A 19,498-nucleotide genomic window follows, 5' to 3' on the forward strand; every position below is an offset into this window, starting at 1 on the left:
TGAAGCCCTGGCATTCAGCCACGGCAAGACCGGGAGTAGGTCATGACAAACTTTTTCCACACAATGCCCCTTGAGGAGCTCTGCGCGCGAACTCTCGAAAAAATCAAGCATCTCACGGATTTGGCTACATCGGCGGAAGTTGCCGGGACGGTGCATAATCAGCATGCAATCCGCCAATTGATGAACACGCTTTCCGAAGGCAAGCTTCTTTGCCGGGATGCTTACGAAGGTCTTGATCAAGTTATTTTGATCCTCGACGGGAAGCTCGATCAAGAAACCCAGGAAATCGTGCCAGTCTTTCATGGACGCAACGATCCTGAAGAGGGCGCGATTGGCACCGTTGTAAATGAGAGGGTACTGACCTCGCGCGGCGCTCAGATCTCACAATGCCTCGGCAATCTGCGCATTCTTCGCGCGATGCTTCTGGTGTTGGAGCATCGCCTTACGGCTGAGCGCATCATAAATCGGCGCTTCGGTGGATGACGCTGAAAATTGCTGAGATCGCCTTCGTTGTCCATTGCCGAGGCCAGAGGGCGTCTCAGCCACGGGGGGGGGCGTCATCTTGTGGCAATAAAAGAATTATTCTGAATCAATTGATTACACTCTCTTGGTGAAGAAAGTCACTGGATTTGACCGTTTTTCGCGACTCGTCGAAGAGAGATGAACCCAATTTCCTTTTCGACAGCAACAAGGTCGCGAGAAGGGCCTACCGCCGAGATCTTTGGCGGCTACAGCGCGACGGCAGACATATGAATCAAGCATCACCGCAATCATTCGAAGACGCAATACCCGCCTTGGCCGACATGAAGCCGCGGGTGCGGGTCGGCGTAGTTGTCAAACTCTCGGGATTGAAGCGTCGGACAATCACCGATCTCGCGTCGAAGGACAAAATCCCCGGCGCAGTCAAACACGGCGAGATATGGACCTTCGATCAGGACTTGCTCGCTCTATGGATCACTAAGGGAAACCAATGGCAGTCAACATCTACAAGCCCAAAAACAGCAAGAATTACTACCTCCGGGTCTCTATCGACGGAAAGGAATACCGAGAGTCCCTTCGCACAAGTTCTAAAAGGGCCGCGGAAAAGAAAGCGGCAAACCGGATCAAAGAACTGAAAAAGAAGGCAGAGCGCGGCGAGACAGATTGGCTCTTTCATTCCGGTTTCACAAGTTTCTACGATAGCCTCCAGCATTGCGACCCGATTCATGGATGGTCGGAAAACACCCGCAAACGTTATCAAGTCAGCTTGCGCCAAATCGGGGTGACACTGATGGATGTTTTTGAGGAGCGCGGCGAGGATATCGAGCTGGCCGGGGCGTGGGAAATCGACCTGAAATCGATCTCGGAATTCGTTGCCATGCGCAAAGATGCGGGCGCTTCCATCTCGACAATCAATCGCGACCTCACCGCTTTCAACCATCTCATGAGCCATATCAAAAACCTGGGTTGGATCGAAACGAATCCAATTCTGCAATTTGAGAAGACCGGAATGAAGGAAAGGCTGCCGGACATCGTTCTCCCCACCGATGAGGCTATCAAAAAGCTGGGTCGGCGCGCACCTGGAACCCTTTGCTTTTTTCCTGCCTTCCTTGATGCGACAGGGGGCCGTGTTGCAGAGATGTCGATGATCAAATGGGCAGATCTGAAAGGCATGGAGAATCCCGTCGAAGGGCATGTCACGCTGACCTTGCGACACACGAAAGGAAGCAAGATCCGGACCATAACTTTGCGACAGCAGGCGGTCGACATTCTGTTGAAGATCCGTCGCGCCAATCGCTCGCAATATATCTTCTGGAATAAGACCGAGGATGGCTACTATCGTAGCGCCGCCAACCTGTTCTGGGATTATGCCCAAGAGACCGAGTTCGGTGCCCGCCTCCACGATATCCGCCACAAGTTTGCCATAGAGCGCCTAAAAGAAGGTTAGTCGGTTTATCGCGTACAGCGGTACATCGGCCACGGGTCGGTGAAGACAACCGAGCGCTATTACTTCCGATACCTGTCGCAGGAGCAGCAGGTGATTGCCAATTCTGACGGCAACGTCGGCCTCTGATACCAACCGGAACAGATTGATGAAAGCCCTGCCCGAAACGGTGGGGCTTCATCGTTTTTGGGGTGGTCAATCACTTGGCTGGCAGATCCAATTCTGTGATGGAACGGCATAGTCGGCGCATGTAGTGGCGCGGAAACACGGCATAGTATGACGGGCCTGCTATTCACAGGATTGACATGCAGGGTGCTGTCGAGGCTCATAGATACAATTAAATCAAAAGCTTATGGCGGAGAGACAGGGATTCGAACCCTGGGAACCCGTGAAGGCTCAACGGTTTTCGAGACCGCCCCGTTCGACCACTCCGGCACCTCTCCGCGGGGGTCTGGTGGAGGAGCGTTTAAGGCTGAATGCGGCCCAGTGCAAGGGGGATTTTCAACTTCTTTTCAGAATGGCATTTTTTCATTGTTTTGGCACAGTTTTCGCCTAGATTTCACCTATGAGACAGATTGCAAAACGCTTTAATCACCTGGCGCTGGCCGCCGTTACCCTTGGTTTTTTGGCGCTCCACTTGGTGCCTGCGGCACAGGCCGCTGAACGGGGGAAGGTTGCGGCTTTTCTTGAGGTGACAGGGTTTGATGTCGCTCTGGACAGTATCGCGCTATCCGCCGGGGACGCGCCGCAGATGCTGGGGCTGTCCGCTGGGGACTTTGGCTCAAACTGGACGCGGCTGTCTCAGTCGGTGTTTGATCAGGACAAAATGCGCGAGCTGGCTCTCGATATTCTGACCGAGACCCTGGAGGATGAGGCCCTGAGCCATGCGGCCGCCTTTTATGCCAGTGACCTGGGCCAGCGCTTGGTGGTGGCTGAAAACGCCTCGCATCTGGTTGAAGAGGGGGAGGCCAAACAGATCGCCGGTCAGCGCATCATTGCGGATCTTGTTAAATCCGGCAGCACGCGTGTTGCGCTGTATCACCGGATGAGCAAGGCGATTGATGCGGCCGGGTCTGGGGTGAAGTCGATCCAGCAGATCCAATTCCGCTTTCTGATGGCCGCCAATGCTGCTGGCGTCATTGAGCTGCAATTGGATGGCGAAGGCCTGCGCGCGCTGCAGCGCGCACAGGAAGCGGAGATGCGCATTGCGCTGCGGGCCTCTAACCTTGCGGCCTCGGCCTATACCTATCAGGGTTTTAGCGAGGCGGAGGTGGAAGCCTATGTAAAGGCGCTGGAAACGCCTTTGATGCAGCAGGTCTATGAGCTGCTCAACGCGGTACAGTTTGAAATCACCGCCAACCGGTTTGAAGCTTTGGCTTTTCGTATGAAAGAGCTGGGCCAGGGGGAAGATATCTAGCCGCCAGCCCGGGTGTCTGGCGGGGTGTTGGCCGCGCGCCAAACCGTGATTTATCACCTTCGGTAGTGAGACTTGGCGACATCGACTGAGACACGGTTATAATGGGTTGACAGGGGCAGGTGTTTTCGGGCAAATGCGCCATCCCGGCTCGGATTCTCTGTGCCGGGTTCATTTTGCAATACGGCCCCCAACCGGGGCGCGCTGTTCGAGGTGGCCAAACGGCCAAAACGCCCAATAGGGGACCAAAGGACGCGGTTGATAAAGGAAACACGCATATGTTTGCGGTCCTCAAGACTGGCGGCAAGCAGTACAAAGTTCAAGCGGGCGATATCCTCCGCATTGAAAAATTGGCTGCTGATGCTGGCGAAACAATCCAGTTTGACGAAATCCTGATGCTCGGTGGCGATGCCCCCGTGGTTGGTGCTCCTTTGGTAGATGGCGCTGCTGTTAAGGCAGAAGTGATCGACCAGATCAAAGGCGAAAAGCTCATTCACTTTGTGAAGCGTCGTCGTAAGCACTCTTCCAAGCGCACCAAGGGCCACCGTCAGAAGCTGACCCTGATCAAGATCACCGAGATCCTGACCTCCGGCGCAACCAAAGCTGCCCCTAAGGCCGCCGCCAAAGCTGCGCCTGCTGCAGCCGGTTCTGACGATCTGACACAGCTGACTGGTGTTGGCCCTGCCGCCGCCAAAAAGCTGGTTGAAGCTGGTCTGACAAGCTTTGCCCAGATCGCAGCCTTGTCGGATGACGACATTGCTGGTATTGACGCGGTCAAAGTGAAACCCGAGTGGGTTGCACAGGCCAAAGATCTGGCTAAAGGCTAAGGAGAGACAGAATGGCACATAAAAAAGCTGGTGGTTCCTCCCGTAACGGCCGCGACTCAGCGGGTCGCCGCCTCGGCGTGAAACTCTATGGTGGCCAAGCGGCCATCGCAGGTAACATCATCATTCGTCAGCGCGGCACCAAGTTTTGGCCGGGTGAAGGCGTAGGTCTGGGCAAAGATCACACGATTTTTGCTGTGACTGACGGTGCTGTCACCTTCCACAAAGGCCTGAAAGGCCGCACCTTTGTATCGGTTCTCCCAGTGGCGGAGGCCGCTGAGTAAACCGAACCCACAAGGTTTTTGAAAAATCAGGGGATCGGCGACAGCCGGTCCCTTTTTCTATTTGGCGCGGTTGCGTCTGTATTGTTTTGTATTGGCGCCTTGATGAACGACCAGCCGCCCCACATCTTTTGGGGGCATGGCCTTGCTGGTAGCTGGTTGCGTTCAATCTGGCAAACCCGCCGTCGTTTCCGATTTCTTTGCGAAAAGGAGCAGAGATATGAGTTTGGATAATGTGAAAGATCAGCAGGTTATTGAAACCAGCCGGTTTGTGCTGCGCCCGCTACGGGAGGCCGACAGCGGCCTTATTGCCCTGTATATGGGTGATGAGCGCGTGGCCCGCATGACCCCCTCTATTCCGCATCCTATGCCCCCCGGCGCGGTTGAGGCCTATGTCTCTCGTGCTGCTGCGCGCAAACAGGAAGAGGACATCTGGGCCATCGATGGCACGCCGGATGGTGGTGAGGACCTGAAAGGGATCATCAGCCTTAAACAGATGGACCGAAACCATTCTGAGGTCAGCTTTTGGATTGCGCCCTTGTTCTGGAATACCGGCCTGGCGTCAGAGGCGGTGGAAGCCTTGGTCCAGGCGAACCCGTTGAACAATGACGCCATGTTTGCCTCTGTCTTTCAGGATAATGCGGCATCGGCGCGGGTGTTGATCCATTGCGGTTTTGACTATCTGGGCGACGCCGAGAGTTTCTCGGTCAGCCGCAATGCAAATGTGCCCACCTGGACCTATAGCCGAAAACTGTGATTGGCGCGGCTGGCGCTTTCAGGTAAGGCACGTCAAAGACAAATAGGCGGGCCCCAGCAGGGGGCTCGTTGAGCTAATCGTATTTCGGCGCAGCACCTCGCGAAGGGGGCCGCGCAGCAAGGAGCCGCCATGAAATTTCTTGATCTGGCAAAGGTCTATATTCGCTCTGGTGGCGGCGGTAACGGCTGCGTAAGTTTTCGCCGCGAAAAATACATCGAATACGGTGGCCCGGATGGCGGCGATGGCGGCAAGGGCGGCTCGGTCTGGGCTGAGGCCGTGGATGGGCTGAACACGCTGATTGATTTTCGTTATCAGCAGCATTTCTTTGCCAACAACGGCCAGTCCGGCATGGGGCGGCAGCGCACCGGCAAGGATGGCGACGAGATCATCCTGCGGGTGCCAGTCGGCACCGAGATCCTGGACGAGGATCAGGAGACCGTGCTGGCGGATATGACCGAGATCGGCCAGCGGGTTCAGCTGGCCAAGGGCGGCAACGGTGGCTTTGGCAACCTGCACTTCAAATCCTCCACCAACCAGGCGCCACGGCGCGCCAATCCCGGCCAGGAAGGCGTTGAGCGCACCATCTGGCTGCGGCTAAAGCTGATTGCGGACTCTGGCCTGCTGGGGCTGCCCAATGCGGGCAAATCCACCTTTCTGGCCTCCAGCTCCAATGCGCGGCCCAAAATTGCCGACTATCCTTTCACCACGCTTCACCCCAACCTTGGGGTGGTTGGCATTGATAACACTGAATTTGTCATGGCTGACATCCCCGGCCTGATTGCCGGCGCACATGAAGGCAAAGGCATTGGCGATCGCTTCTTGGGCCACGTAGAACGCTGCGCCGTTCTGCTGCATCTGGTGGATGGCACCTCGGATGATGTGGCCGGCGACTATCAGACCATCATTGATGAACTCGAGGCCTATGGCGGTGAGCTGGCCAAAAAGCCACGCGTGACCGCCCTGAACAAGATCGACGCCCTGGATGAGGAAGAGCGCGCCGAGGCACTTGCAGCCTTGGAAGCGGCTGTTGGCGACAAGGTTCTGATGATGTCTGGGGTCAGCCGCGAGGGGTTGAACGAGGTTTTGCGCGCAGTGCGCGCCGAGATCGACGATGATCGCATTCGTCAAAAACCCGTCGAGGAACAAGACCCTTGGCGGCCCTGATCGACGCGCGCCGCATTGTTGTAAAAATCGGCTCAGCCCTGCTGGTGGATCGCACCACGGGCAAGCTGCGCCTGGGCTGGCTGCACTCGCTGGCCAATGATGTGGCCTGGCTCAAGTCCAAGGGCAAGGATGTGATCCTGGTGTCGTCAGGTTCTATCGCGCTGGGGCGCGAAGTTCTGGGGCTGCCGCGCGCTGACCTGCCGCTGGAAAAATCGCAGGCAGCGGCCGCTGTTGGGCAAATCCGTCTGGCGCGCGCCTATGAAGAGGCCTTGGCGCCCCATGGCGTAACCACCGCCCAGGTGCTGGTCACCCTAGAGGATAGCGCCGACCGACGCCGTTATTTGAACGCACGCGCCACTCTGGAGACGCTGATTGGTCTGGGCGCGGTGCCCATCGTTAACGAAAATGATACCATCGCCACCGATGAAATCCGCTATGGCGATAATGATCGGTTGGCAGCGCAGGTCGCGGTGACCGTTGGGGCCGATGCGCTGGTGCTGCTGTCGGATGTGGATGGCTTCTACAGTGCCAATCCGGCGCTGGATCCCAGCGCCAAACGCTATGACACGATTGACGCGATCACCCCCGAGATCGAAGCCATGGCCGGCGATGGCGTGTCTGGCCTGTCCAAGGGCGGCATGATCACCAAGGTGCTGGCGGCAAAGATGGCGACAGCCGCAGGCTGCGCCATGGTGATCACCGAAGGATCGCCCCTGAACCCTTTGAAAACACTTATAGACGGCGCACCTTGCACCTGGTTCACCGCGCTGGATGACCCGCAGGTTGCCCGCAAGCGTTGGATTGCGGCGATGAAGCCGCGCGGCGTGGTGACCATTGATGCCGGGGCGGCGCGCGCGCTGGCAAATGGCAACAGTCTATTGCCCGCAGGGGTCTGTCATGTGGAGGGTGACTTTGGCCGGGGGGATCCCCTGGCCATCCAGAGCCCGGAGGGACGCAAACTGGGGCAGGGCTTGTCACGCTACACTGGCGATGAAGCCCGCGCCATTCAGGGGCGTCAATCTGCCGAAATCGAACAGGCCCTGGGCTATCCCGGCCGGGCTGCTTTGATCCATCGAGACGATATGGCGCTCTGACCCCTCTCCTTTGGGGCTGGAAACCGGCCTGTTGCTTGCCCTAATCTTGCAGCATCAGAACGGCAGTAGCCTCTCACAGACAAGGCTTAGAAGAGACCGATGACAGAGACACAAAATATCCCCGCGCTGATGATGGATCTTGGCATTCGTGCAAAGCGGGCAGCGCAGATCCTGGCCACAGCCAGCGCTGAACGCAAACATGCTGCCCTGATTGGCGCCGCTGAGGCAGTCTGGGCGCGCCGCGGCGAGATCATTACCGCCAACGCCAAAGACCTGGACTATGGCACATCCAAGGGCCTGTCGCCCGCGATGATGGATCGGCTGATGCTGGACGAGCCCCGTATCCAATCCATCGTAGACGGGCTACGTGCCGTGGCAGAACAACCTGATCCGGTGGGTGAGGTGCTGGCAGAGTGGGAACAGCCCTCGGGCCTCAACATTCAAAGGGTAAGAACGCCGCTTGGCGTTATTGGCGTGATCTATGAAAGCCGCCCCAATGTCACGGCAGATGCCGGGGCGCTGTGTCTGAAATCCGGCAATGCGGTGATCCTGCGCGGCGGGTCGGAGAGCTTTCATTCCAGCCAGGTCATTCATTCCTGTCTGGCCGAAGGCCTGCGCGGCGCAAACCTGCCCGAGGATGCTGTGCAACTGGTGCCAACCCGGGACCGCGCAGCGGTGCAAGAGCTGCTGACCATGACAGAATATGTTGATGTCATCGTGCCCCGTGGCGGCAAGGGCCTGGTTGGATTGGTTCAGCGCGAGGCGCGGGTGCCGGTTTTTGCCCACCTTGAGGGCATCGTGCATATCTACCTGGACAAATCTGCCGACCCCAGAAAGGCGCTCGACGTGGTGCTAAACGCCAAAACCCGTCGCACCGGGATCTGTGGCGCCGCGGAATGCCTGCTGATCCATCGCGATATCGTCGACACAATTGGTCGCGACGTACTGACCGCACTGGCGGCAGCCGGGGTGGAGATCCACGCGGCTGGCGGCCTGGTTGGCCCCGAGAGCATGGCGCCCGCAGAGGAGGCCGACTGGGGCAAAGAGTTTCTGGATAAGGTTATTGCCGCAAAGCCCGTAGCGGATATCGAGGATGCGATCGCGCATATCCGCAAATATCACTCGCAGCATACTGATTGCATCATTACCGAGGATGAAGCTGCCGTAACTCAGTTTTTTGCTGAGCTCGACAGTGCAATCCTGATGCATAATGCCTCGACCCAGTTTGCCGATGGTGGTGAATTTGGCATGGGGGCGGAGATTGGCATTGCCACCGGCAAGATGCATGCCCGTGGCCCCGTCGGCGCTGCCCAGTTGACCAGCTTTAAATACCTGGTGCGTGGCGACGGCACAGTGCGGGCCTAGGATTTCAGGGCATCTAGATCGCCTATTACCTAATTGAAACTGCAATAAAAAAGCCCCGATCAGATGATTGGGGGCTTTTGCTATGATCACTTTTGTCAGGGTCTGACAGCAGGCATTCTAAAACCAGACTGTGACTTTCTCGTCTGTATGGTCAAAGCCCAGCTGACATTCTGCCTCTGTCGCCGCCGCCGGCAGCATGGCGAATTGCACCTGCGCCGGGGTCAAGCTGGCCGAGGTGTCGCTATCGTCGAGATAGCCCCAAAGTGATGCGTCAACAGCGACCTTACGGCCTTCGCCCACCACCGTCCATTTCCCATCTGTGCAGGTCATGGTGATCATACCGCCATAGGGCAGGGCGGTTTCCAGGCACAGCGCCGCCAGAAAGGCCATACGTACGGCGCTGCGGCTGCACCCGTCGGCGTAATCCCATTGGAACTTTAGGCGGCCAGCCTTGCTGATGTCATCCAGAACCGAGACGATCTCTGCCCGGCCCATCTGCTGATCGCCCGCGGCGCCAAAGGCAATGCGGAAAAACCGGATGCGCGCATTGGCATTCAACACACTGTCGGAAATCAGCTCAAGCTCCGGTCCGGCCATAGCACCGGACATTGCCAGCAGTTCCAATCCGTTGTTAATAGCGCCGACGGGGCTGATCAAATCGTGACAAATTCTGGACCCTATCAAAGCGGCCAAATTGGCGGTATCTACGGCCATATCTTTCCTCCGAATTGGGCCCATCACATGATCGACCTCAATGCCTTCCTTGCCCCCGGCATGCGCGTTACGCACCCGGATCATCCTGAATGGGGACCTGGAGAAGTCCAATCCAATGCAGGTGGCAAAATTACTGTCAATTTCCCGGACCAGGGAAAATTGGTCTTTGACGGGACGCGTGTTCCCTTGATTCTAGTGAATGAGGCTTAACGGTTTATGAATAGTTAAGAAACCCCAGAGAGTTTTACGAAAACCTTGCCTAATGCGCCCTTAGCGGTCTATCAGCGCCGCAAACTGATCTAGGAAAGCCCTGGTACATGGCTGAAACCCAAACTGAATTCACCGTTTCGCTGGCCACGACCGACGCAGACCTGCGCGCGGCCCAGGCGCTTCGCTATGAGGTCTTTGTCAGCGAAATGGGCGCTGACGGCGCCCTGGTAGATCATCGCGAAGGGCTGGAGAAAGACACGTTTGATGCCTTTTGTGATCATATGATCATTCGTGAGACCGCAACAGACCGGGTGGTCGGGGTGTACCGCTTGATGCGCGCGGACCAGGCGGTCAACGCCGGAGGGTTCTATTCAGAGGCCGAATACGATCTGAGCCCACTGACCCGCTCTGGGCGGCGCTTGCTGGAACTGGGCCGGTCTTGCCTACATCCAGAGTTTCGCGGTGGCAAAGCCCTGTTTTATCTTTGGGTGGGTCTCAATGCCTATGTGTCTGAGCACGATATTGAAATCCTGTTTGGGACTGCCAGTTTTGCCGGCACCGACCTGAACGCGCTTTCCGGGCCATTGTCGGTGCTGAACCGGGACTACCTGGCGCCACCGCCTCTGCGGTGCAAATCCCGCAGCTATCAGCCGATGGACCTTCTGGAGGCCAGCGCAGTAGACCGCAAGCGCGCCATGGTGGAGTGCCCGGCCTTGATCAAGGCCTATCTGCGCCTGGGCGGCACCGTGGGAGACGGTGCCTTTGTCGACCACGGGTTTAACACCACCGATGTGCTTATGATCCTGGATACCGCTCGTATGACTGAACGACAAAAGCGGTTCTACAGCACTCCAACGGCCCGGGCTTAACAAGATGTCTGCGACCTGGAATGAAGGCGAGCCCCCGGAGCCGCTGCGGATCTCGCCCTCTGGCTGGGGGCTGATCCTACTGCGCGCCAGTGTGCTGGGAACCTTGGTGTTTGGCGGATTGATAATCCTGCTCTTGGTTCGTCTGGTCGAGCGGCCGCTCTGTGGACTGCACCGGCCTGTCACTCCCTTTATTACGCAGTTCGTTTGTCGCAATGCCTTTCGTATCCTAGGGATCGGCTTTGCGGCCCATGGCACCCTGATGAAACATCGCGGTGCCGTGGTGGCCAATCACACATCCTGGTTGGATATTTTTGCGCTTAACGCCAAAAAACGCATCTATTTTGTGTCCAAGGCTGAGGTCGCCGCCTGGCCCGGCATTGGCTGGCTGGCCCGTGCCACTGGAACGGTCTTTATCGAACGCAACCGTGCCCGCGCAAAGGAGCAGACCGAACTGTTTGAGGCACGGCTTATGGCAGGGCATAAGCTGCTGTTTTTCCCCGAAGGCACCTCCACCGATGGGCTCCGGGTTTTGCCCTTTAAAACAACGCTTTTTGCGGCGTTTTTTGGGGAACACCTGCGGGACATTTGCTACATCCAACCGGTATCTGCAGTGTTCCATGCGCCCAAAGAGGCAGAAGAGCGGTTCTATGGCTGGTGGGGCGATATGGAGTTCGGGCCACATCTGCTGAAAACCCTGGCCTCGCGGCGCCAAGGACGAGTTGAGCTGACCTACCACGCGCCGCTGAAGGTCAGTGATTTTGCCAATCGCAAGGCCCTGGCGGCGGAATGTGAACGTATCGTGCGACAGGGACATGCGAAGATGCGCAAATAGCCCTTGCACAGGTGGTCATCCTGGCCTATACGCGCGCCATCAAACCCGCAGGTGGGGTTTGGCCTGTCTGGGGGAGAAATCCCCAAATGGGCCGCCGGTTGGAGCAAATGCTCTGAACCCCCACCGAGGACTGAAACCGGAAACAAGGAATACAAGCATGGCTCTTCCCGAGTTCACCATGCGCCAGCTGCTGGAAGCAGGCGTACACTTTGGTCACCAGACACAGCGCTGGAACCCGCGTATGGCACCCTATATCTATGGTGCACGCAACGGCATCCACATCATGGACCTGACACAGACTGTTCCTATGCTGGACCAGGCCCTGCAGATCGTCCGCGACACCGTTGCCAAGGGCGGCCGCGTTCTTTTTGTTGGCACCAAGCGCCAGGCCACCGGCCCCATCGCCGAAGCCGCTGAAAAATCCGCACAGTACTACATGAACCACCGCTGGCTCGGCGGCACCTTGACCAACTGGAAAACCGTTTCCCAGTCGATCAAACGCCTGAAAGAAATTGACGAAAAGCTGGAAAGTGGCGCCGAAGGCCTCACCAAGAAAGAGCGTCTGGGCATGGAACGTGACCAGGGCAAACTTCAGGCCTCATTGGGCGGTATCGCCGAAATGGGCGGTGTTCCTGATCTGCTGTTCGTCATCGACGTGAAAAAAGAAGCGCTGGCCATCGCCGAAGCCAAAAAACTGGGTATCCCAGTTGTGGCAATCGTCGACACCAACTGCTCCCCTGATGGCGTTGATTTCGTGATCCCAGGCAACGATGACGCATCGCGCGCTATCTCCCTGTACTGTGACCTGGTTGCACGTGCTGCGCTGGACGGCATGTCCGCTCAGCTGGGTGCCGCCGGTGTTGACCTTGGTGCCCTGGAAGAGGCGCCTGTAGAAGAAGCAGTTGCTGAATAAGCACCCGCCGACGCTACCTGTCACAGTTTTGACATGCGGGGCAGGCTATCACCTGCCCCAATTCCGTTTTGATTTGAGGAGAGCCTAAAGATGGCAATCACAGCTGCACTCGTTAAAGAACTGCGCGACTCCACCGGCGCCGGCATGATGGACGCCAAAAAAGCGCTGACCGAAACCAATGGCGACATGGAAGCCGCCGTTGACTGGCTGCGCACCAAAGGTCTGGCCAAAGCGGCCAAAAAATCCGGTCGTACCGCAGCAGAAGGCCTGGTGGCCGTTGTTGTTGAAGGCGGCAAAGGTGTTGCGGTTGAAGTGAACTCCGAGACCGACTTTGTTGGCAAGAACGCCGAATTCCAGGAAATGGTTGGCGGCATCGCCAAGGCTGCCCTGGGTGTTTCCGATGTTGAGGCGCTGAAAGCCGCTGACATGGGTGGCAAGACCGTCGAAGCCGTTATCACTGACAAGATCGCCACCATTGGTGAAAACATGTCCGTACGTCGTATGTCTGTTGCCGAAGGTGACACTGTCATCTCTTACGTCCACAATGCCGTGACTGCTGGCATGGGCAAAATCGGCGTGTTGGTTGCAATGACCGGCGGCGACGAAGCCTTTGGCAAGCAGGTAGCGATGCATATTGCAGCTGTGAACCCTGCAGCTCTGTCAGAAGCGGACCTGGACGCTTCGGTTGTTGAAAAAGAAAAGCAGGTTCAGATGGATATCGCTCGCGAATCCGGCAAGCCTGAGGCTGTCATCGAGAAGATGATCGTTGGTCGCATGAAGAAATTTGTTGGTGAGTCCACTCTGCTCAACCAGCCGTTTGTTGTGAACCCAGACCTCACCGTTGAAGCAGCGGCCAAAGAAGCCGGCGCCACCATCACCGGTTTTGTACGTCTGGAAGTTGGCGAAGGCATCGAAGTCGAAAAAGAAGACTTCGCAGCTGAAGTTGCAAAAGCGGCGCAGGGCTAAACGTCCTCCCAAATATCCAAGATCAGGGGCTGGCGGTTTTCCGTCAGCCCCTTTTTGTTTGTCGAAATGACAGCAGGCCGGGCAAAATACGCCCTAGTTAGACTGGCTAGATTTGCCGCAACCGCAAAACCAGCCCAATATCAGCAACACACCGGCGCCAGGCGCAAGCTCTAATGCTTGGGGTATCATCGAACTCGCGAAGGAAGAGGAGCAGGTGGAGAGGCCCCATTGATGGGGATGGATGGGGCCTCTCTTTAACACGGAACTGGCGCGGAAAAATACGCGCCAGAAACCGAACAGGTCTGAGAGCCTTGGTATTGCAAGGGTCATTTCCCAAAGTTCCTAGGCCAAAGCCACCACTCACGGAACGGTGCTATAGTGCCCGATATTTAACTTTTCGTGTAGTAGTGTTTTCCATACCCGAATGACGGCAGCTCCCCCTAGGGAAGGCACATCTAAAAGATGTAAATCATGTGTAGTTTTTGTCGATCGACCTATGACAGTAAAACTGTTTCAGTTTTCAAGCACATACATCTGGTTTTGCAGCGCCGCCTTTAGCACGGCCTGGGCACTGGTTTCCACCGATAGCGACGCCCGCGCCAGGCGAAGGTGTTTTTCTACGGTCGCCGGGGTCAGCCCCATAAGCAGAGCAATATCCTGGGTGGTTTTTCCGTCTCCGACCCATTCCAGGGCTTCGCGCTGGCGACTGGTCAGGCTGCGATTCGGCGAGTCATAGGGCAGGGTCAGGATCTTGAGATGAACCACATTGTTCATCAGAATGACATCTTCACCATGCTCACGCCACATTTCGTCAAGATCGCTCTGGCAAATTCCGGGTTTACCAGCCAGGGAAATTGCCCCTTTGTAGCGTTTGGAAGCAGAGAAAAAACTGATGGTATATCCGGCCGTCAGCTGCATGCGTTCGTTGAATTCGATCACCTGTTTGGACGCGGGGCCCAACTGGCCGTCGTCGAGCATTTTGCGGATCATTTCCCAACTGCGGGCGCCTTCGTTCTTGAGCGCCCAGAGCACCATCGGAGCCTGGCGGTAGAGGCCCTGATCCAGGAAACCAGAAATGTATTTCTGATCATGGTTGGTCAGAATTACAAAATCGTCGGGATCACCCAGCGAAGTTTCGGTTTTGAACCGGGTATAGCCGTAGATAAGACGGTGGAATCCATATTCTGCCATTTTCGATAAATGAGCATGCCACAGCTCTTCGATGCTTTTTGCGCCGGAAACAAAGTGAAGATATTCCAACATTGTCATTAGCTTATATCGCTTGATTGAGACAGTTTTTGAATCAGAGCATCAATCGCCATTAAATAGCCATGAGGGCCAAAACCACATATCTGTCCGATTGCCGCCCGGGCAATATAGGACTGGTGGCGAAAGGCCTCGCGGGCATGGATATTGGACAGATGAACCTCAACCGTAGGGATCTCAACCGAGTAAATGGCATCCATCAGGGCCACAGAGGTGTGGGTATAGGCGCCAGCATTAAGAACAATGCCAGCATGTTTACCACGGGCATCATGTATGGCGTCCAGCAGAACGCCTTCGTGGTTAGATTGCAAACACTGCGCCTGAACCCCCGATTTTTGTGCATATTGAATGCAGCTGCTTTCCAGCATTTCGAGGGTTTCAGCCCCATAGACCTCGGGTTGCCGCGTTCCAAGCAGGTTGAGATTAGGACCGTTCAGTATCAATAAGCTATGCATTACATATCCCCTGTGTCCGAGATTAAGGTGAAACGGCAGCTTTGCACAGTCAAAGCGAAACAATTGAACGCGGTTTTACACGCAGTATGTTGCTAATATCGCACGAAAAAAAGGTTGGCGTACCCAATTGGCCGCCAACCTGAATCTTTGCACCTTTGTTTGGTCTAGCTGTTGGTCAAAACCACCTTGCCCATAACACGCCTGTCCTGCATCATCTCCAACGCATCTGCGGCCTTTGTCATAGGCAAGACATCGCAAATCTGTGGCTTAATCTTGCCTGCGCCATAGAGCTCCTGCAGCTCGGTCATGTTTTCTTCATGGCCCTTGGGATCACGAAAGACCGATGCGCCCCAGAATACGCCACGAATATCGCAGCCTTTCAGCAGCGGCAGGTTCAGCGGAAGTTCCGGGATGCCGGCAGGAAAACCAACAACCAGGTAGCGCCCCAGCCATGCCATCGTCCGAAGCGCTGGTTCTGCATAGTTACCGCCCACCGCATCATAAACAACATCAACGCCAGCTTTGCCGGACAGCTCTTTGATATTATTCGAAAACTCTTTCTGCTCATCGCGACTCATCTCGCGACTGTAGACCAGGGTTTCATCGGCGCCGATCTTCTTGCAAAAGGCTGCTTTTTCGTCGGATGACACCGCCGCAATCACCTTTGCGCCCATGGATTTCCCCAGCTCAATTGCCGCAGCACCAACGCCGCCGGCGGCACCCAAAATCAGCAGGGTTTCCCCGGCTTTAAGCTGCGCCCGGTCCTTAAGTGCGTGATAGGAGGTGCCATAGGTAAAGACAAAACCCGCAGCATCCTGAAAAGGCATCGCGTCCGGGAACTTCACGGCCTGCTTTGCCGCCACACAGATCTGCGTGGCAAAACCTCCATGGCCGGTCAAGGCCAGCACACGGTCGCCGATTTCGTATCCGCTGACCCCCTCACCAAGGGTAGCCACCACCCCGGCAATCTCGCCACCCGGGGCAAAGGGGCGCGGCGGCTTCATCTGATAGAGATCACGAATGATCAGCGTGTCAGGGAAGTTGACGCCAGCAGCGCGAATATCAACCAGCAGTTCACCCTTGCCAGGGCTCAAATCCGGCTGTTCGGTCCAGACAAGTGTTTGAGGTCCACCCGGGGTGGTGCTGAGCATAGATTTCATATTTTTCCTTCCGGCAGCCCGGTGGCCGCCTTATGTTTCCTAAAATTACGTAAAGTCTTCTGTCCCTCAGCCGCGTTGTCAATGGCATAGCGAAATGTAATTCTACATTGTGAAACCGCCATAGGCCATGGGAGGCTCTGGAGCGCGGGACTGAGGAGAAGACACATCATGGGTGAAGTTAACGCGGGACGCGATCACGCCGAGTTTCGGCGCGAGGTCCGGGAATGGTTGGAGACAAATTGCCCGCCAGAAATGCGCGATGGTGCGGCTGGCGAGAGTTCGATCTGTTGGGGGGGGACCACTTGGGTCTTTACCTGCGATGAACAAAAGATCTGGCTGGATCGCTGCGCTGCACGTGGTTTTACCGTGCCCACATGGCCCAAAGCCTACGGCGGTGCAGGGCTTAGCCGGGATGAAGACAAAATCCTGAAGCAGGAGATGCAGGCCATCGGCGCGCGTTCGCCGCTGGATAGCTTTGGCATTTGGATGCTTGGGCCGGCGCTTTTGAAGTTCGGTACAGAAGAGCAGAAACTGCATTACCTGCCGCCCATTGCCCGCGGCGAAATTCGCTGGTGTCAGGGCTATTCCGAGCCCGGCGCCGGCTCTGATCTGGCCGGGGTACAGACCCATGCCGCGGATCAGGGCGAGACCTGGCTGGTCAATGGGCAAAAGATCTGGACCTCTTATGCGGATCGCGCCGATTGGATCTTTGCTCTGCTCAGAACAAACCGTGACGCCAAGAAACATCTCGGCATTTCCTTTGTCCTTATGGATATGCGCAGCCCTGGAATTACCACGCGTCCGATCCAGCTGATTTCCGGCGCGTCGCCGTTTTGTGAGACCTTTTTTGAAAATGTCGAGGTGCCAAAGACCCAAGTTGTTGGCACCATTGATCGGGGCTGGGATGTGGCGAAATACCTGCTGACCCATGAACGCGAGATGATCAGCAATGGCGGCAATGCCATGGGATCTGGCCGTGCCCTGGGGGCGGTTTTAACCGAGAGCGAAACCGGCCAGAGCGATCCTGTGCTGCGTGGCGATGCGATGCGGGCCGAGGTGGATAGCCTGGCGATGGCGATGACCCTGGAGCGGTACAAGGATCAGGCCGAAGGCGGCCAGGGCGTTGGCGATGCCTCTGCCATGCTGAAATACATGGGAACCGAACTGAACAAGACCCGGCTTGAACTGATCATGGCTACCGATGGGGCTGATGCATTGACCTGGGGAGACACGCCAGCATCGTCTTGGCTGCGGACCAAGGCCAACTCGATCGAGGGGGGCACCTCTGAAGTGATGCTCTCGATTATCAGCCGTCGCATTTTGAACCTTCCAGGATAAGAAACATGGCAAAACTCATTCAAACAGAGGAAGAAACCCTCTTGTCAGAGGCGGCCCATGGGTTCCTCTCCAAATCCGCCCCAGTGTCGCGTCTGCGGGAAATGCGCGACAGTGGCGAGCATTCTGATCCGGCGCTTTGGCAGGAAATGGCTGCAGCCGGCTGGGCCGGTGTATTGGTGCCCGAGGCCGCTGAAGGCTCCGATATGGGCCACGCAGCAGCCCATGTGCTGGCCCGCGAAATGGGCCGCAACCTGACTGTCAGCCCCTTTCTCAGCACCGCCGTCATGGCTGCAACCTTGCTGCGCCAATTCAGCGATGACAGCGCCACCAGCAAACTGAAACAGATCGCCGTCGGCGGACTGACCTATGCGCTGGCGTTGGATGAGACGGCAAAATTTTCGCCAGACCAGGTTGAGCTAACTGCGCAAAGCCGTGGCAACGGCTATGTGTTAAACGGTAAAAAGCGATTTGTCGTAGATGGTTGTGACGCGGACCGCATTCTGGTTTTGGCCAAAAGCGACGCGGGCCTGTGCCTGTTTGATCTGGCCAACAAGGCCCAGGGTCTGACCCAAAATGCGCTGAAAATGATCGACAGTCGTGATGCTGCGGACTTGATATTTGACGATGTCGAAGTCTCAGGCGAGGCCCTGTTGGGCGACCCCGGTGCAGGGTTTGATGTGTTGAAACCCGCGCTTGAGGCCGGACAGGCCGCATTGGCGGCTGAAACCACCGGACTGGCAGAGGCGGCATTTTCCCTGACCACCGATTACCTGAAAGAGCGCAAACAATTTGGCATTACCATCGGCAGTTTCCAGGCGTTGCAACATCGGGCGGCGCATCTGTGGTGCGAAATCGAGCTCACACATTCTGCGGTGTTGAATGCCGGCCGTATTCTGGACGAAACTCCAGATCAGGCGACACTTGCGGTCTCGGTCGCCAAGGCGCGGGCAACGGATACGGCCCAGAAATCGGTTCAAGAAGGGGTGCAGATGCATGGTGGCATTGGCATGACCGATGAATTCGACATGGGTTTTTATATGAAACGCGCCCGGGTCGCAGCCGAATGGCTGGGGGACTATGGCTATCACGCCGGGCTGGTTGCCCAATTGCGTGGCTTCTAAGGAGAGATTGAGATGCAGGATCTGTTTACACTCAACGGCAAAACCGCACTGATCACCGGCGGCGCAACCGGCATTGGCCGGATGGCGGCTGAAGCCATGGTCCGGGCTGGCGCCCGGGTCTTGATCGCCTCGCGTAAAGGCCATGCCTGCGAAGCCGTGGCGCAAGAACTGAACGCATTGGATGCACCGGGCTCGGCCGAAGGTTTTGCCGGCGATGTCGGCACCGAAGAGGGCATCATCGCCCTGGTGGATGAGGTTAAATCCCGCACCGAACAGCTTGATATTTTGATGAATAACTCTGGTATCACCTGGGGGGCAGAGCTCAAGGACTTCCCCCATCAGGCTTGGGAAAAGGTTATGAATGTCAATGTGACTGGCGTTTTTGATCTGACCCGTCGCTTGCTGCCAATGTTGATCAAAAGCGGTGAGCTGGGAGATCCGGCGCGGGTGATCAATGTAGGCTCGGTCATGGGGGAAATCCCTATGGGGGATGGCGCCTATAGCTATTCCGCCTCCAAGGCGGCGGTCATTCATATGTCCAAAATTCTTGCCAAGGAACTGGCCCATAAGCATGTCACGGTAAATGCGCTGGCCCCTGGGCCCTTTGTTTCCAGAATGACGGCCTTTGCCACCGGCGACGAGGAAAAGCGGGAAAAAGTCGGCAACGATGTCCCCCTTGGCCGGGTTGGCTGCTACGAGGATATCGCGGGCTCTGTGTTGTTTCTCAGCGGCAAGGGCGGCGCCTATGTCACAGGGGCGGTGGTGCCGATTTCAGGTGGTATCAATGTCATGTCCGGTCAGAATATTTTTGGCAGCGTAATGGAATAGAAA

The 19,498-nt window shown here is 56.7% G+C and carries 21 protein-coding genes and 1 tRNA gene; 17 read left to right on the forward strand and 5 right to left on the reverse strand.

Annotated elements, in window-relative coordinates:
* Nucleotides 1-42: 42 nt before the first annotated feature.
* The gene (locus tag N1037_12090; protein ID UWS78029.1) at nucleotides 43-483 is read left to right on the forward strand and encodes a hypothetical protein; all 441 of its coding nucleotides are present in this window, start codon (nucleotides 43-45) and stop codon (nucleotides 481-483) included.
* A 487-nt stretch (nucleotides 484-970) separates the two neighbouring features.
* Complete coding sequence (locus N1037_12095) at nucleotides 971-1,927, forward strand: tyrosine-type recombinase/integrase (GenBank protein ID UWS78030.1); 957 nt, start codon at nucleotides 971-973, stop codon at nucleotides 1,925-1,927.
* A 350-nt stretch (nucleotides 1,928-2,277) separates the two neighbouring features.
* Here N1037_12095 and N1037_12100 read toward each other — a convergent pair.
* Nucleotides 2,278-2,367: transfer RNA gene (locus N1037_12100), tRNA-Ser, on the reverse strand.
* 122 nt (nucleotides 2,368-2,489) lie between these two features.
* Here N1037_12100 and N1037_12105 point away from each other — a divergent pair.
* The 7 genes from N1037_12105 (at nucleotide 2,490) to N1037_12135 (ending at nucleotide 8,823) form a co-directional block, all read left to right on the forward strand.
* Nucleotides 2,490-3,341 (forward strand): DUF2059 domain-containing protein, encoded by an 852-nt coding sequence (locus N1037_12105; GenBank protein ID UWS78031.1) that lies wholly within the window; start codon nucleotides 2,490-2,492, stop codon nucleotides 3,339-3,341.
* 275 nt (nucleotides 3,342-3,616) lie between these two features.
* Nucleotides 3,617-4,165: a 50S ribosomal protein L21 gene (rplU, locus tag N1037_12110; protein ID UWS78032.1), complete on the forward strand. Its 549-nt coding sequence runs from the start codon at nucleotides 3,617-3,619 to the stop codon at nucleotides 4,163-4,165.
* An 11-nt stretch (nucleotides 4,166-4,176) separates the two neighbouring features.
* Complete coding sequence (gene rpmA / locus N1037_12115; protein UWS78033.1) at nucleotides 4,177-4,446, forward strand: 50S ribosomal protein L27; 270 nt, start codon at nucleotides 4,177-4,179, stop codon at nucleotides 4,444-4,446.
* A gap of 217 nt (nucleotides 4,447-4,663) precedes the next feature.
* Nucleotides 4,664-5,200, forward strand: a complete 537-nt coding sequence (locus tag N1037_12120) for a GNAT family N-acetyltransferase (GenBank protein UWS78034.1) — start codon at nucleotides 4,664-4,666, stop codon at nucleotides 5,198-5,200.
* Nucleotides 5,201-5,329: 129 nt separating this feature from the next.
* Nucleotides 5,330-6,364 (forward strand): GTPase ObgE, encoded by a 1,035-nt coding sequence (obgE, locus tag N1037_12125; GenBank protein UWS78035.1) that lies wholly within the window; start codon nucleotides 5,330-5,332, stop codon nucleotides 6,362-6,364.
* The gene (gene proB, locus N1037_12130; protein ID UWS78036.1) at nucleotides 6,352-7,458 is read left to right on the forward strand and encodes a glutamate 5-kinase; all 1,107 of its coding nucleotides are present in this window, start codon (nucleotides 6,352-6,354) and stop codon (nucleotides 7,456-7,458) included. Before obgE ends, proB begins: the two co-directional genes overlap by 13 nt.
* A 99-nt stretch (nucleotides 7,459-7,557) precedes the next feature.
* Nucleotides 7,558-8,823: a glutamate-5-semialdehyde dehydrogenase gene (locus N1037_12135; GenBank protein UWS78037.1), complete on the forward strand. Its 1,266-nt coding sequence runs from the start codon at nucleotides 7,558-7,560 to the stop codon at nucleotides 8,821-8,823.
* 117 nt (nucleotides 8,824-8,940) lie between these two features.
* Here the strand turns inward: N1037_12135 and N1037_12140 are convergent, their stop codons facing one another.
* Nucleotides 8,941-9,537 carry a histidine phosphotransferase family protein gene (locus N1037_12140; GenBank protein UWS78038.1) on the reverse strand — a complete coding sequence of 199 codons (597 nt, stop codon included), beginning with the start codon at nucleotides 9,535-9,537 and terminating at the stop codon, nucleotides 8,941-8,943.
* Nucleotides 9,538-9,564: 27 nt separating this feature from the next.
* Here N1037_12140 and N1037_12145 point away from each other — a divergent pair, with 27 nt between their 5' ends.
* The 5 genes from N1037_12145 (at nucleotide 9,565) to tsf (ending at nucleotide 13,327) form a co-directional block, all read left to right on the forward strand.
* The gene (locus N1037_12145; GenBank protein ID UWS78039.1) at nucleotides 9,565-9,747 is read left to right on the forward strand and encodes a DUF3553 domain-containing protein; all 183 of its coding nucleotides are present in this window, start codon (nucleotides 9,565-9,567) and stop codon (nucleotides 9,745-9,747) included.
* A 107-nt stretch (nucleotides 9,748-9,854) separates the two neighbouring features.
* Entirely contained in the window at nucleotides 9,855-10,616 is a 762-nt protein-coding gene (locus N1037_12150) for a GNAT family N-acetyltransferase (GenBank protein ID UWS78040.1), read from the forward strand.
* A 4-nt stretch (nucleotides 10,617-10,620) separates the two neighbouring features.
* Nucleotides 10,621-11,448, forward strand: a complete 828-nt coding sequence (locus N1037_12155; GenBank protein UWS78041.1) for a 1-acyl-sn-glycerol-3-phosphate acyltransferase — start codon at nucleotides 10,621-10,623, stop codon at nucleotides 11,446-11,448.
* A gap of 157 nt (nucleotides 11,449-11,605) precedes the next feature.
* The gene (gene rpsB, locus N1037_12160; protein UWS78042.1) at nucleotides 11,606-12,361 is read left to right on the forward strand and encodes a 30S ribosomal protein S2; all 756 of its coding nucleotides are present in this window, start codon (nucleotides 11,606-11,608) and stop codon (nucleotides 12,359-12,361) included.
* A 90-nt stretch (nucleotides 12,362-12,451) separates the two neighbouring features.
* The gene (gene tsf / locus N1037_12165) at nucleotides 12,452-13,327 is read left to right on the forward strand and encodes a translation elongation factor Ts (GenBank protein UWS78043.1); all 876 of its coding nucleotides are present in this window, start codon (nucleotides 12,452-12,454) and stop codon (nucleotides 13,325-13,327) included.
* Nucleotides 13,328-13,840: 513 nt separating this feature from the next.
* On the opposite strand, the gene N1037_12170 is transcribed toward tsf, so the two are convergent.
* The 3 genes from N1037_12170 to N1037_12180 all read right to left on the reverse strand — a co-directional run bounded on the left by N1037_12170 (nucleotide 13,841) and on the right by N1037_12180 (nucleotide 16,208).
* Nucleotides 13,841-14,596, reverse strand: coding sequence for a LuxR family transcriptional regulator (locus N1037_12170; GenBank protein ID UWS78044.1), 756 nt, complete (start codon nucleotides 14,594-14,596; stop codon nucleotides 13,841-13,843).
* Nucleotides 14,596-15,048 (reverse strand): type II 3-dehydroquinate dehydratase, encoded by a 453-nt coding sequence (aroQ, locus tag N1037_12175; GenBank protein ID UWS78045.1) that lies wholly within the window; start codon nucleotides 15,046-15,048, stop codon nucleotides 14,596-14,598. Before aroQ ends, N1037_12170 begins: the two co-directional genes overlap by 1 nt.
* Before the next feature lie 164 nt (nucleotides 15,049-15,212).
* Nucleotides 15,213-16,208 (reverse strand): NADPH:quinone oxidoreductase family protein, encoded by a 996-nt coding sequence (locus N1037_12180; protein ID UWS78046.1) that lies wholly within the window; start codon nucleotides 16,206-16,208, stop codon nucleotides 15,213-15,215.
* Nucleotides 16,209-16,376: 168 nt separating this feature from the next.
* Here N1037_12180 and N1037_12185 point away from each other — a divergent pair, with 168 nt between their 5' ends.
* From N1037_12185 to N1037_12195, 3 genes are read left to right on the forward strand one after another with little or no spacing between them, the layout of a single operon-like run.
* Entirely contained in the window at nucleotides 16,377-17,546 is a 1,170-nt protein-coding gene (locus N1037_12185; protein UWS78047.1) for an acyl-CoA dehydrogenase family protein, read from the forward strand.
* Nucleotides 17,547-17,551: 5 nt separating this feature from the next.
* A complete protein-coding gene (locus N1037_12190) occupies nucleotides 17,552-18,667 on the forward strand; it encodes an acyl-CoA dehydrogenase family protein (protein UWS78048.1) in 1,116 nt (371 codons plus the stop codon).
* Between the two features lie 6 nt (nucleotides 18,668-18,673).
* Entirely contained in the window at nucleotides 18,674-19,495 is an 822-nt protein-coding gene (locus N1037_12195; GenBank protein UWS81357.1) for an SDR family NAD(P)-dependent oxidoreductase, read from the forward strand.
* Nucleotides 19,496-19,498: the final 3 nt, after the last annotated feature.

This window comes from Phaeobacter sp. G2 (assembly GCA_025163595.1).
Lineage (GTDB): Bacteria > Pseudomonadota > Alphaproteobacteria > Rhodobacterales > Rhodobacteraceae > Pseudophaeobacter.